11 protein-coding genes and 1 pseudogene are annotated in these 12724 nt (G+C 76.9%); 11 read left to right on the top strand and 1 reads right to left on the bottom strand.

Features of this window, described 5'->3' with window-relative positions:
• Positions 1-32 precede the first annotated feature (32 nt).
• From NP075_RS14440 to NP075_RS14410, 7 genes and pseudogenes are all read left to right on the top strand, one after another.
• Positions 33-743 carry a CpaE-like family protein gene (locus NP075_RS14440; RefSeq protein WP_227565302.1) on the top strand — a complete coding sequence of 237 codons (711 nt, stop codon included), beginning with the start codon at positions 33-35 and terminating at the stop codon, positions 741-743.
• Positions 744-802: 59 nt separating this feature from the next.
• A complete protein-coding gene (locus NP075_RS14435) occupies positions 803-2002 on the top strand; it encodes a TadA family conjugal transfer-associated ATPase (RefSeq protein ID WP_255630214.1) in 1200 nt (399 codons plus the stop codon).
• Positions 2003-2027: 25 nt separating this feature from the next.
• Positions 2028-2729, top strand: a complete 702-nt coding sequence (locus tag NP075_RS14430) for a type II secretion system F family protein (protein ID WP_227565304.1) — start codon at positions 2028-2030, stop codon at positions 2727-2729.
• Complete coding sequence (locus tag NP075_RS14425) at positions 2726-3346, top strand: type II secretion system F family protein (RefSeq protein ID WP_227565305.1); 621 nt, start codon at positions 2726-2728, stop codon at positions 3344-3346. Before NP075_RS14430 ends, NP075_RS14425 begins: the two co-directional genes overlap by 4 nt.
• Before the next feature lie 216 nt (positions 3347-3562).
• On the top strand, positions 3563-3811 hold the full coding sequence (locus NP075_RS14420; RefSeq protein ID WP_256791138.1) for a DUF4244 domain-containing protein: 249 nt from the start codon (positions 3563-3565) through the stop codon (positions 3809-3811).
• Positions 3808-4191, top strand: a complete 384-nt coding sequence (locus tag NP075_RS14415; RefSeq protein ID WP_227565307.1) for a TadE family type IV pilus minor pilin — start codon at positions 3808-3810, stop codon at positions 4189-4191. Before NP075_RS14420 ends, NP075_RS14415 begins: the two co-directional genes overlap by 4 nt.
• Positions 4101-4610: pseudogene (locus tag NP075_RS14410) on the top strand (Rv3654c family TadE-like protein); the annotation flags it as partial. The gene NP075_RS14415 and the pseudogene NP075_RS14410, both read left to right, overlap by 91 nt.
• Positions 4611-4652: 42 nt before the next feature.
• Here NP075_RS14410 and NP075_RS14405 read toward each other — a convergent pair.
• Complete coding sequence (locus NP075_RS14405) at positions 4653-7226, bottom strand: DEAD/DEAH box helicase (RefSeq protein ID WP_227565308.1); 2574 nt, start codon at positions 7224-7226, stop codon at positions 4653-4655.
• A gap of 310 nt (positions 7227-7536) precedes the next feature.
• Here NP075_RS14405 and NP075_RS14400 point away from each other — a divergent pair, with 310 nt between their 5' ends.
• From NP075_RS14400 to NP075_RS14385, 4 genes are all read left to right on the top strand, one after another.
• Entirely contained in the window at positions 7537-8307 is a 771-nt protein-coding gene (locus NP075_RS14400) for a LamB/YcsF family protein (RefSeq protein WP_227565309.1), read from the top strand.
• Between the two features lies 1 nt (position 8308).
• A complete protein-coding gene (locus tag NP075_RS14395) occupies positions 8309-9955 on the top strand; it encodes a 5-oxoprolinase subunit B/C family protein (protein ID WP_227565310.1) in 1647 nt (548 codons plus the stop codon).
• A 249-nt stretch (positions 9956-10204) separates the two neighbouring features.
• Positions 10205-12034 carry a ribonucleoside triphosphate reductase gene (locus tag NP075_RS14390; RefSeq protein ID WP_227565311.1) on the top strand — a complete coding sequence of 610 codons (1830 nt, stop codon included), beginning with the start codon at positions 10205-10207 and terminating at the stop codon, positions 12032-12034.
• The gene (locus NP075_RS14385; protein ID WP_227565312.1) at positions 12031-12723 is read left to right on the top strand and encodes an anaerobic ribonucleoside-triphosphate reductase activating protein; all 693 of its coding nucleotides are present in this window, start codon (positions 12031-12033) and stop codon (positions 12721-12723) included. The genes NP075_RS14390 and NP075_RS14385 overlap by 4 nt, the downstream gene beginning before the upstream one ends.
• Position 12724: the final 1 nt, after the last annotated feature.

Genomic DNA, 12724 nt, shown 5'->3' with positions numbered 1-12724 from the left:
GGGGGTCCACCCGCGACGGACGGAGGCATGCCGTGGAGCGAGGTCGCAGGGCACTGGTGGTCGGGGTCGTCGGGGCGGCCGGCGGGGTCGGGGCGTCCACGCTGGCCGCGCTGCTCGCGCGCCACCTGTCGCGCACCACCTCCACCGTCCTCGTCGACCTCGACCGGGGCGCCGGCGGCCTCGACGTCGTCGTGGGCGTCGAGGAGGTGGACGGCGCGCGCTGGCCGGACCTGCGCGGCGCCGGCGGGGACGTCCGCGGAGCCGACGTCGTCGCGCTGCTGCCGCGCTGGGGCTCGTGCGCCGTGCTCTCGGCCGATCGCACCCGGCCCGCGCCCGTCGACGCGGGCGTACGTGTCGACGTCCTGCACGCTCTGGCCTGCGAGGTCGGGGCGTTGGTCCTCGACCTCGACCGGGGCACCGTCGTCGACGGCGACGCGCCCCTGGCCGCGTGCGACGCCGTGGCCGTGGTCGCACGCCCCGACCTGCGCAGCGTCGCCGGGGCCCTCGCCCTGCGGCCGCGCCTCGACGAGGCCGCGACGGCGTGCGGGCTCGTCGTGCAGGGGGGCCCGCGCGCCTCGCTGGCCGCGGCCGACGTCGCCGACGCCAGCGGGCTCGACGTCTGGCACGTGGCGCGTCGCGACCGTGCCCTGGCGACGCGCGCCGAGCGGACCGGACCGGGAGGGCGGGGTCCGGCGGCCCGCTCCGCTGCGGCCGTCGCCCGCCGGCTCGGGCTCCCGGCGTGAACGACGGGCTCGTGCGGGCGGGGGCGGCCGGCGTGGGCGGGAGCAGGGTCGTCGGCGGGCTGCGCAGCGCTGCGCCCGCCCGTCGTGCCGTGCCGGGGGCGGTCCTCGCGCGCGTGCGCGAGGCGCTGCGCACGCGCCCGCCCGACCCGGCGGGTCTCGCGGCCCTGGTCGACGGGGCCCTGCGCGCCCACGGCACCCTGCTGGGACCCGTGCCGCTCGCCGAGACGGTGCGCGCGGTCGCGGACGAGGTCTTCGGGGCGGGGGCGCTGCAGGAGTGGCTCGACGACCCGGCGGTCACGGACGTGCTGGTCAACGGGCCGTGCGACGTCTGGGTCGAGCACACGGGTGCACTCGTCCGCGTCGACGTGGACCTCGGGGGTCCCGCGGACGTCCGCGCGCTCGCCGTGCGCCTCGCGGCCGCTGCGGGACGCCGGCTCGACGACGCCGCGCCGACGGCGGACGCACGGCTGCCGGACGGCACGCGGCTCCACGCGGTCCTGCCTCCGCTCGCTGGGCCGTGCACGGTCCTGAGCCTGCGCGTCGTGCGGCCGCGCGCGTTCACGCTGCGTGATCTCACGGCAGCCGGTGCCGTCGCCCCCGCGCTGGTGCCCGTCCTGCACGGTCTGGTCGGCTCGCGCGCCAACCTGCTGGTGTCCGGCGCCACCGGAGCCGGCAAGACGACCTTGCTCGCGGCCCTGCTGTCGCTGGTCCCGCACGACGAGCGCATCGTGCTGGTCGAGGAGGCCGGCGAGCTCGTCGCGGACCACCCGCACGTCGTGCGCCTGACGACCCGGCCGGCGAACGTCGACGGTGCCGGTGGGGTCGACCTCGCGGACCTCGTGCGGCAGGCGCTGCGCATGCGGCCGGACCGCATCGTGCTGGGCGAGTGCCGCGGCGCCGAGGTGCGCGACGTCCTGGCGGCGCTCAACACGGGTCACGAGGGCGGGTGCGCCACGCTGCACGCCAACACGGCGGGCGACGTCCCCGCACGTCTCGAGGCCCTCGCCGCCCTCGCCGGCCTCGACCGCGGTGCGCTGGCGGCCCAGGCAGCCAGCGCCGTCGACGCGGTGCTGCACGTCCGCCGCGTCCGGCGGGCGCCCGACACGGGGCGCCGCTACCTGGCCGAGGTCGCCGTCGTCGACCGGCGGGACGACGGCGCCCTGCGCGTCACGACGGCCGTCGAGGTCACCGAGCACGGCGCCGTGCGCACCGGCGCGGGATGGGAACGGCTCGCGGCGCGTACCGGGGTGGGCGCATGAGGCGGCCGCGTGCCGGCGGTGGCCGGTGAGCCTGCTCGTCGGCGTGCTCGTGGCGCTCGCGGTGTCCGCGCTCGCCGGTCCGTGCCCGCGCCGAGGGGTCGTCCGGGGGTCGCGCGGCGGTGGGTCCGCGGGGCCGCCCGGGGTGCCGGTGCCGGTCGGTGACGGGTCCCGCCGGCGTCGGGGGCCACGGCCGTGGTCGCGCCACAGGGCGTCGGCCCCGTCCCCGGGCGACGACGACCTCGCCGGCCTCCTGCACGCGGTGGCGGCGCAGGTGCGCGCAGGGCTGCCGCCGGCGGCGGCGTGGCGCGCGGCGCTGGGTGCGGGCGTCGACGGTGAGGTCCCGGCCGCCGAGCTCCTCACCGCCGTCGTGGGGGACCGGGGCGGTGAGCGGTCACGGGTCCGGGCCGTCGTGGCCGGCGCGCACGTCGCCGCCGAGACCGGGGCGCCGCTGGCGGACGTGCTCGAGGACCTGGCGGAGGCAGTCGCCGCCGACGCCGAGCAGTCCGGCGAGATCGCGGCGGCGCTCGCCGGTCCGCGCGCCACCGCCCGCGTGCTCACCTTCCTGCCGGCGCTCGGCCTGCTGGTCGGCGCGGCGATGGGCGCCCGCCCCTGGCAGGTCCTGACGGACGGCGCCCTCGGCAGCGTCCTGGGCCTCGTGGGCGTGGGCCTGGTCGTCGTCGGGAGGCTGTGGGTCGGGGCCCTGCTGCGCCGCGCAGGTGCGCCGTGACGCCGCTCGTCGTCGGGGTCGTGGTCGCCGCGGCGCTCCTGGTGGCGCGGCTTCCCTGGAGAGCTGGCCGACGCGCGGTGCCGCGTGCGAGCATCCGCCCCGCGGCCGGTGGGCGCCCGGTGGCGGGCGGCTCGCAGCCGGCTGCGTCCCGTCGCCGGGTCCGTGCGCGCCGAGCGCCCGACGTCCTCGACCCTGCCTTCGTGCTGGACCTGTGCGCCGCCGCGGTCCGCGGGGGTGCCGCCGTGCCCGCCGCCCTCGCCGTCACGGGACGGCATCTCGGCGGCACGGAGGGCGACGCCCTCCTCCAGGTGGGGACGGCGCTGAGCCTAGGTGCGACGTGGGACTCCGCGTGGGCCGGTGCGCCGGCGTCCGTCGCCGCCCTCGGCCGCGTGCTCGGCGTGGGCCGCGAGGCAGGCGCGTCACCAGGTCCGCAGCTGCGCGCCGCTGCCGCCCGGCTGCGTCGTGAACGACGAGCGCGCGTGCGTGCGGCCGCCGGTGCGCTCGGCGTGCGGCTCACGCTGCCGCTGGGGCTGTGCTTCCTGCCGGCGTTCGTCCTGCTCGGGCTCGTGCCCGTCGTCCTCGGGCTGGCCGGGGACCTGCTCGGCGGCAGCGGGTGAGGGCTGCGCGGTGGCTGCCCGTCGTGGCGGGCGTCGGAGCGACGGCGAGCCGCCCACAGCGACCGGTCGTGTCGGCCCCGTCCCCCGATCCGTCGGTGCGGCCGTGCCGCGGGGCGCGCGACGGCGACGCTCGTGGTGGGCGCCGGACGGTGCCCCGGGCCCGCCACCGCGCGGGCCAGGTCGACGACGAAGGAGCAGATGACGATGGGACGAGCGGTGACACATCACGCGGCGGGCACGGCGCGGGTACGGCGGGCGTGGCAGCGGACGGTCGCGAGCAGCTCGCTGCCGCAGCGGCTGCGTGGCCTGAACGACCGTGCCGGCGACGCCGGCATGGCCACGGCCGAGTACGCGATCGCGACGCTCGCGGCCGTCGGCTTCGCGGGCGTGCTGGTCGTGGTGCTCAAGGGGAGCGAGGTGAAGGGCCTGCTCACCGGCATCGTGCGGCAGGCGCTCGGCGCGTGAGCCGGCGGTGCCGCGGTCGCGCCGCGCTCGCGGCTCGACGCGCGGGCGTCCTGGGCGACCGCGGCGCCGTCACCGCGGAGCTCGCCGTGGGTCTCGTCGCCGTCTCGGTGGTCCTCCTGGCGTTGCTCGCCACGGGTGCGGCCACGCTCACGCGGCTGACGTGCCTGGACGCGGCGCGTACCGCCGCGAGGGTCGCCGCGCTCGGGGAGCCGGACCCGGTGGTCGTCGACGCGGCCCGCCACGTGCTCGGCGACCGCGGCGGTGAGGTCGCCGTGCGGCGCGCGGACGGGTGGGTGACCGTGACGGTGAGCGCGCCGTTCACCGGGTGGTCCGCCGGGATGCGGGCGCGCGCTGCCGCGACGGCGTGGGCCGAGCCGTGAGCCGCCCGGGACCGGTGCGGGAAGGTCGACACCTGGCGGGTCGACGCCTGGCGGGTCGACGCCTGGCGGGTCGACGCCTGGTCGGTCGACGCGGTGGCCGGCGCGACGAGCCGCACGACGCCGGTGCGGGATCCGTCCTCGTGCTGGCCGTGATCGCGGTCGCGGGGACGCTCGTGGTCGCCGCGGCACTGGTCGGCTCCGCCCATGGCGTGGCGGCACGCGCTGCCGTCGCGGCGGACCTGGCCGCGCTCGCGGCCGCGCAGCACGCCGCCGACGGGGACGGCGCCCCCTGCGCCGCCGCCGGGGAGGCTGCCCGCCGGAACGGTGCCGTGCTCACGTCGTGCGTGACCGGCGCCGGCGGGGTGGTGACGGTCGAGGTGCAGGTCGCGGCGGCCGCCGGAGCCGTGAAGGACAGCGCACGGGCCGGGCCGCGGCCAGCCGCACCCGCCGGGCGGCGCCCCTCAGGAGGGCGCCGCGTCCGCGGCATGGCCCAGCACCGTGGTGAGCAGCCGCAGCGCCCCGGACTTGTCGAGCGGCTCGTTGCCGTTGCCGCACTTGGGCGACTGCACGCACGCCGGGCAGCCCGTCGCGCACGGGCAGGCCGCGATGGCGTCGCGCGTCGCCGTCAGCCAGACGGGCCCGAGCTCGAAGCCGCGCTCGGCGAAGCCGGCGCCCCCGGGGTGGCCGTCGTGGACGAAGACCGTCGCGTGGCCGGTGTCGGGGTGCACGAGCGTGGACAGGCCGCCGAGGTCCCAGCGGTCGCACGTCGCCAGCAGGGGCAGCAGACCGATCGACGCGTGCTCGGCCGCGTGCAGGGCGCCCGGGGCGACCTCGAGCGTGACGCCCGCCGCCTCGAGCACCTCGGGCGGTGCGGTCCACCAGACGGCGGTCGTGCGCAGCGTCCGCGCCGGCAGGTCGAGCTCGTGCGTCGAGAGCACCTGGAGGTCCGGGATGCGTCGGCGCTGGTAGCCGACGACCTGCGTCGTGACGTCCACCTGCCCGTAGCACCAGGTGACGGGCCCCCACGGGACCTCGCGCTCCACGTCCACCACCGTCGTGGACGTGATCCAGCTCGCCCACGTGCCGTGGTCGACGTCGCGCCGTGTGGCCAGCGCGACGCCGTCGTCGAGGTGCAGCGCGTCCACGACGTAGGTCGCGCCGAGGTGCACGTACACGGCGCCGGGGTGCACCTTCGCGTCCGCCGACGCGGCGTCGACGGTGCCCAGCAGCCTGCCCGTCGCGGTCTCCACCACCCGCACCGGGTCACCGCCGGCACCGCGCAGGTCCGTCATCCGGCTCGCCGGCTCGGCGTGGGTCCAGTACCAGCCCGACGTGCGCCGACGCAGGATGCCGCGCTCGGTCAGCTCCGTGAGCAGGTCGAGGGCGCGCGGCCCGAACAGGTCGAGCTCGTCGGCGCGCAGCGGTCGCTCGGCGGCGGCGGCGCACAGGTGCGGCGCCAGGACGTACGGGTTGCCGGGGTCGAACACGGTGGCCTCCACGGGGGCGTCGAGGGCCGCCTCGGGGTGGTGCACGAGGTACGTGTCGAGCGGGTCCTCGCGGGCGACGAGCACGACGAGCCCGTCGGCGCCGGCGCGTCCCGCGCGCCCGGCCTGCTGCCACAGCGAGACCCGGGTGCCCGGCCACCCGGCGATGAGCACGGCGTCCAGGCCCGAGATGTCGACGCCCAGCTCGAGCGCGCTCGTCGTCGCCAGCGCACGCAGGTGACCCGACCGGATCGCGCGCTCGAGCGCGCGGCGCTCCTCCGGCAGGTACCCGCCGCGGTACGACGAGACGAGCGGCGGCAGCGTGGGGTCGACCGCCGCGAGGTGGTCGCGCGTGGCGGCGGCGACGGACTCGGCGCCGCGCCGCGACCTCGTGAAGGCGAGGACCCGCGCGCCGGCGGCCACCAGGTCCGCGAGCAGGTCCGCGACCTCGGCCGTCGCGGTGCGACGGGGACGGTCCTGCGGGACCGCGACCAGACGCTCGCCCGTGCCCAGCGGCCCCGAGCCCTCGGGGCGGGCACGCGGGCCGGCCTGCCCTCCGTCAGCTGCGGTCGGGTCCGTCTGCGCGTCCTCGGCCGTCGCCCCGTCGCCCCGGGCGGCGTCGTCACGGGGCGGCACGGCCACGACGGTCGCCCACGGGTCCTCGGCCGGCAGCAACGAGGCCCACGGTCCGTCACCCCCGGGCAGCTCCGGCGGTTGCCACAGCACGACGGTCTTGCGCCCCGCGGGCGACGTGTCCGCGGTCACGGCGTGCACCTCGTCGGCGGGCACCCCCAGCAGCCGCGCTGCGCTCGCCGCGGGGTCGGACGTCGTCGCCGACGCCAGTACCACCACCGGTGACGCCCCGTACGACGCGGCGAGCCGCCGCAGCCGCCGCAGCACCAGCGCGACGTGCGCACCGAAGACCCCGCGGAAGGCGTGGCACTCGTCGACCACGACGAATGCGAGCGACGCGAGCACCCGTGACCACGTCGCGTGGGCGGGCAGCAGCGCGAAGTGCAGGAAGTCCGGGTTGGTCAGCACGACGTCGGCGTGCTCGCGCACCCAACGGCGCTCGTCACGCGAGGTGTCACCGTCGCACGTCGCGACGCGCACGTCCCGCGTGCCGGCGGCCCCCAGCAGGCGCTCGAGCCCGGCGAGCTGGTCGGCGGCGAGCGCCTTCGTCGGGCTGAGGTACAGCACCGTCGGCCTGCGCCGTACGGACTCGATGGCCCCCGGGTCCGGCACGGCGCCCGTGGCCCCGCGGCGGACCGCCGAGAGCGCGGGCAACCAGAACGCGAGGGACTTGCCCGAGCCCGTCGACGTCGCGAGCACGGTGTGCCGGCCGGACCAGGCGGCGTCGGCCGCGTCGACCTGGTGCTCCCACGGCCGCTCGACGCCGAGCGCCCGGTACCCCCGGACGAGGTCCGCGTCCGCCCACGCGGGCCAGTCCGCCCGGGTGCCGTCACGCCCCGGCAGGTGCCGTACGTGGGTCGCGCGCTCCGCCCGCCGACCACCGGCGAGCAGCACGTCGAGCAGCTCGCCGGGACCCACCCCCCGATCCTCCCACCACCCCCGGGTGCGCCTCACCCCGACGGGAGCTCGCGTCGGGTGCCACGAGGTCGATGCCTCCTGGTGGAACCCCCGGAGGAGCCCCGGTGGGCGCCGTCCGCACACCTCTGCTCGTGAGAGGTCGATCCGGCAGGACCGGACTGCTCTCTCGCGGCGGGGGCGGACTGGATCGTTCTCTCGCGGCGGGGGCGGGGTGGGGTGGGTGACTGGATTGCTCTCTCGCGCGGGGGGTTGGCTGGGTGGGTGACTGGATTGCTCTCTCGCGTGGGGGTGGGTGGGGGAGGATCGGGGGGTGGGTGTGATCGACCTCAACGCGGACCTCGGCGAGGGTGACGGGCCGTGGCGGCTCGAGCCGGCGGCTGACGACGCGCTGCTCGAACTCGTGACCAGCGCGAACGTCGCCGCCGGGTACCACGGCGGTGACGCGACGACCATGGCGCTCACGTGCGCCGCCGCGGTCGCCCGCGGGGTCGCCGTCGGCGCGCACCCGTCGTACGACGACCGTGCGGGCTTCGGGCGTCGGCACGTGGGCGTGGCACCGGAGGTGCTGCGCGCGCAGGTCGCGTACCAGGTGGGGGCGCTCGTCGCGGTGGCGCGGTCCGTCGGGGCGCGCGTGACGCACGTCAAGCCGCACGGTGCCCTGTACAACGCGGTCGTGCACGACGAGGGGCAGGCCCGGGCCGTCGTGCAGGCGGTGCTCGCGGTGGACCCCGCGCTGACGGTGCTCGGCCTGCCCGGGTCGCGGGTGCTCGCGCTCGCGGCCGCGGCGGGCCTGGCCACCGCCACCGAGGCGTTCGTCGACCGCGGCTACCGGCCGGACGGCACCCTCGTGCCGCGCGACCGGGTCGGGGCCCTGGTCACCGACCCCGACGAGGCCGCCGACCGGGCGGTGCGGATGGCCGTCGAGGGCACGGTGACCGCGGTCGACGGGGCCGTCGTGCGTCTCGCGCCGCAGTCGCTGTGCGTGCACTCGGACACCCCGGGCGCCGTCGCGATCGCGACGGCGGTGCGGGCGGCGCTGGCGGCGGCGGGCGTGGACGTCCGCCCTTTCGGCGGTGCCTGACGTGCCACCCCGGCTGCTGCCCTACGGTGACGACGGCATGCTGGTCGAGGTCGACGACCTCGACGCGGTCCGGTCGCTCGACCGGGCGCTGCGCGCGGCGCTCCCGCCGGGGGTCGTGGACGTCGTCCCGGCGGCCCGCACCGTCCTGGTGCGTGGCGACGCCCGGCGACGTGCCGCGTGGTCGGCGGCCGTCGCCGCCCGCGCGACCTCCGGTGACCGGGGCAGCGGGACCCGCCCGGACAGGGTCGTCGACGTCCCCGTGGTCTACGACGGCGAGGACCTCGAGGACGTCGCACGCGTGACGGGCCTGTCCGTCGAGGAGGTCGTGGCCCGGCACGTCGCCGGGGGGCCGAAGGGCTACCGGGTGGCGTTCGGCGGGTTCGCACCGGGGTTCGCCTACGTGGTCGGCCTGGACCCGCGGCTGCACGTGCCGCGCCTGGCGACGCCGCGCACGCGGGTGCCTGCCGGTGCCGTGGCGGTGGCCGGCGAGTTCACGGCGGTCTACCCGGCGGCCTCGCCGGGCGGGTGGCGGCTGCTGGGCACCACGACCGTCGTGATGTTCGACGCGGTGCGCGGCCGCGACGCCGCGGCACGGCTCGCACCCGGGGACGTCGTGCGGTTCGTCCGCCACCGGGCGTCGGCGGTCGTGGGTGCCGCGCCACCCGCCCCGCTCGCACCGGACGCGGACGCGGGCTCGGCGGTAAGGACGCGTGGCGAGGTGGCGGCCGGCGGCCCGGCGGGCCGGTCCCCAGCCGTCGGAGGCGGTGTCAGCGTGCTGGCCACGGGCCCGCTCGTGCTGGTGGAGGACCTGGGTCGCCCGGGGCTCGCCGACGTCGGGGTGCCGCGCTCGGGTGCTGCCGACCCGGCCGCCCTGCGGCGCGCGAACCGGCTCGTCGGCAACCGCGCGGACGCGGCGGGTCTGGAGGTCGTGCTCGGCGGGCTGGTGCTGCGCGTCGAGGTGACGACGGCGCTGGCGGTCACCGGTGCGCACGCCGCTGCGGACCTCGACGGGGTCCCCGTCCCGCACGGTGCGGCGATCCGCGCACCGGCGGGTGCGACGCTGACGCTCGCCCCGCCGCGCAGCGGGCTGCGCTCGTGGGTCGCGCTGCGCGGCGGCGTCGGCGTGCCGGCGGTGCTCGGGTCGCGGTCCGCGGACGTGCTGTCGGGGCTGGGGCCGGCGGCCGTGCGCGCGGGTGACCTGCTCCCGCTGGGACGGGACGTCGACGGCTTCCCCGAGCTGCCGGTCCCGGACGGTGCCGCGGCTGACCCGGCGGTGGGCGGGGTGGCGGGGCACCCGGGTCCGGTGGTCGTGCTCCCCGCGCTCGACGGACCCCGGCTGGACCGCCTGGACGCACCGGGCCGCGCCCGCCTGTGGTCGACGGTGTGGGCCGTGTCGCCCGCGAGCAACCGGGTCGCGGTGCGCCTCGCGGGTGAGCCGTTGACCCGCGGCGTGGCCGACGAGCTCGCGTCGGAGGGCCTCGTGGCCGGGGCCGTGCAGGTGCCGCACGACGGCCGACCCCTCCTGTTCGGGGCCGACCACCCCGTCACGGGCGGCTACCCGGTCGTGGCGGTGCTGACGACGGCCGGCCGCGCGCTGGCCGCACAGCTCCAGCCGGGACAGCGGGTGCGGCTGACTCGAGCGGTGTGACGCTCCGCCGGTGGGCGTCGACCTGCGAGGCGGTCGGGCTGCTCGACGGCCGCGAGCGCCTGCTCGACGCGCGCTGACGCCCGTCCGATTCACCCGGTGGACGGGACCTAGGTCCGTCTCTTCCTGCCTCCTGCGCGCTGAGGCGTGGCAGATGTGGGCGTGTCGCGCGTGTTGGGCACAACATCTTGTGTCGTGCGCTGTTCTCTGGTGGTCCACTCGCAGGACGCAGAGACGTGAAGGAGCGCACGCATGTCGCAGCAGGACCGGCCCGCCAGCCCCGTCGTCGTCGAGGTCGCCCCGACGATCGACGAGTACCTCGACCGCAGCGACTGGCGGGTCAACGCCAACGCCAACCAGGGGTACTCGCTCGGCGGTCTGATCCTCAACACGGCCGGCAAGGTCGTGGCCAACTACTGGCTGAGCGAGGTCTACCCGCCGGAGGTGGGACGCGCGCACCGCGACGGCGACCTGCACATCCACGACCTGGACATGCTGTCGGGCTACTGCGCCGGCTGGTCGCTGCGCACCCTCCTGCAGGAGGGCCTCAACGGCGTCCCCGGCAAGGTCGAGGCGCGCCCGCCCAAGCACTTCAGCGCCGCGATCGGGCAGATCGTGAACTTCCTCGGCACGATGCAGAACGAGTGGGCCGGGGCGCAGGCGTTCAGCAGCTTCGACACGTTCATGGCGCCGTACGTGCGGCTCGACGCCCTCACGTACACCGAGGTGCGCCAGGGGATCCAGGAGCTGATCTACAACCTCAACGTGCCGTCGCGGTGGGGCACGCAGACGCCGTTCACGAACCTGACGTTCGACTGGACGTGCCCGGCCGACCTCGCCGACCAGACGCCGTTCGTCGCCGACGAGCCGTGCGACTTCACGTACGGCGACCTGCAGGCCGAGATGGACATGATCAACCGCGCGTACATGGAGGTCATGACCGAGGGCGACGCGTCGGGTCGCGTCTTCACGTTCCCGATCCCGACGTACAACATCACGAAGGACTTCCCCTGGGAGTCGGAGAACGCGCAGCGGCTGTGGGCGATGACGGCCAAGTACGGGCTGCCGTACTTCCAGAACTTCATCAACTCCGACATGGAGCCCGGTGACGTGCGCTCGATGTGCTGCCGCCTGCAGCTGGACCTGCGCGAGCTGCTCAAGCGCGGCAACGGCCTGTTCGGCTCCGGTGAGCAGACCGGGTCGATCGGCGTGGTCACGATCAACTGCGCGCGGCTCGGGTTCCTCCACCCGGGCGACGAGGCGGGTCTGCTGGCGGACCTCGACCGGCTGCTGGACCTCGCCCGCACGTCGCTGGAGCTCAAGCGCGCGACCATCCAGGGGCTCATGGACGACGGGCTGTTCCCGTACTCGCGGCGCTACCTCGGCTCGCTCGACAGCCACTTCTCGACGATCGGCGTCAACGGCCTGAACGAGATGATCCGCAACTTCACCGGCGGTCTGGACGACATCACCGACGAGCGCGGGCACGCGATGGCGCTGCGCGTCCTCGACCACGTGCGGGCCCGCATGGTCGAGTTCCAGGAGGAGACCGGCAACCTCTACAACCTGGAGGCCACGCCCGCCGAGGGGACGACCTACCGGTTCGCCAAGGAGGACCGCAAGAGGTTCCCGACGATCCTGCAGGCCGGCACGCCCGACCACCCGTACTACACGAACTCCTCGCAGCTGCCCGTGGGCTTCACCGACGACCCGTTCGAGGCCCTCGAGCGCCAGGACGACCTGCAGACGCGGTACACCGGCGGCACGGTGCTGCACCTGTACATGTCGGAGCGCATCTCGACCCCCGAGGCCTGCCGCGAGCTGGTCCGGCGGGCCCTGACGCGCTTCCGGCTCCCGTACCTGACCGTCACGCCGACGTTCTCGATCTGCCCCGCGCACGGCTACCTCTCGGGCGAGCACCCCCTGTGCCCGACGTGCGAGGAGGACGGCGTCGTCACGACGTGCGAGGTGTGGACGCGCGTCATGGGCTACCACCGCCCGGTCAGCTCCTTCAACATCGGCAAGCAGGGCGAGCACGCCGACCGCCTGCCGTTCCTGGAGCCCGCGGGGGCGCGGGCATGACGTCCGACGACTGCAGGGACGCCGCGGCGGCGTCCCTGCAGATCGCCGGGCTCACCGCGCTGTCCACGGTCGACTGGCCGGGCCGGCTGGTCGCCACGGCGTTCCTGCAGGGCTGCCCGTGGCGGTGCACGTACTGCCACAACAGCGCGATCCTCGACCCGTGCCTGCCCGGCGTGGTGCCGTGGTCGACGGTCACCGACCTGCTGTCGCGTCGACGCGGTCTGCTCGACGGGCTCGTGCTGTCCGGCGGCGAGCCCACGCGCCAGGCCGGTGTCGTCGCCGCGGCGCGCGAGGTGAAGGACGCCGGCTTCCTCGTCGGGCTGCACACCGCCGGCGCCTACCCGGCGCGGCTGCGCGAGCTGATCCCGCACGTCGACTGGGTCGGCCTGGACATCAAGGCCCCCGCCCGCCTGTACCGGGCCATCACGCGGGCGGGTAGCGGCACGACGGCCGCCGACAAGGCGTTCGCGTCGCTGCGGATCGTGCTCGACAGCGGCGTGGACGTCCAGGTGCGCACGACCGTCGACCCGACGGTGCTCACGCGCGGCGAGGTCGCCGAGCTCACGGCCCTGCTGGCCGACCTGGGCGTCCGCGACCACGTGCTGCAGGACGTGCGGCCCGACGGCACGACCGACGAGTACGCCCGGGCGCTCGCGCGCGTGCCGCGTGAGCGGCTGCACCGGGGCTGAG

Source organism: Cellulomonas wangsupingiae (assembly GCF_024508275.1).
Taxonomy (GTDB): Bacteria; Actinomycetota; Actinomycetes; order Actinomycetales; family Cellulomonadaceae; genus Cellulomonas; species Cellulomonas wangsupingiae.
This window is presented reverse-complemented; position numbering and strand designations above follow the sequence as displayed.

Bases quoted from the DNA above. Each gene is read 5' to 3' on its own strand.
- NP075_RS14390 (WP_227565311.1), top strand. From the start codon at position 10,205: ATGTCGCAGCAGGACCGGCCCGCCAGCCCCGTCGTCGTCGAGGTCGCC.
- NP075_RS14385 (WP_227565312.1), top strand. From the start codon at position 12,031: ATGACGTCCGACGACTGCAGGGACGCCGCGGCGGCGTCCCTGCAGATC.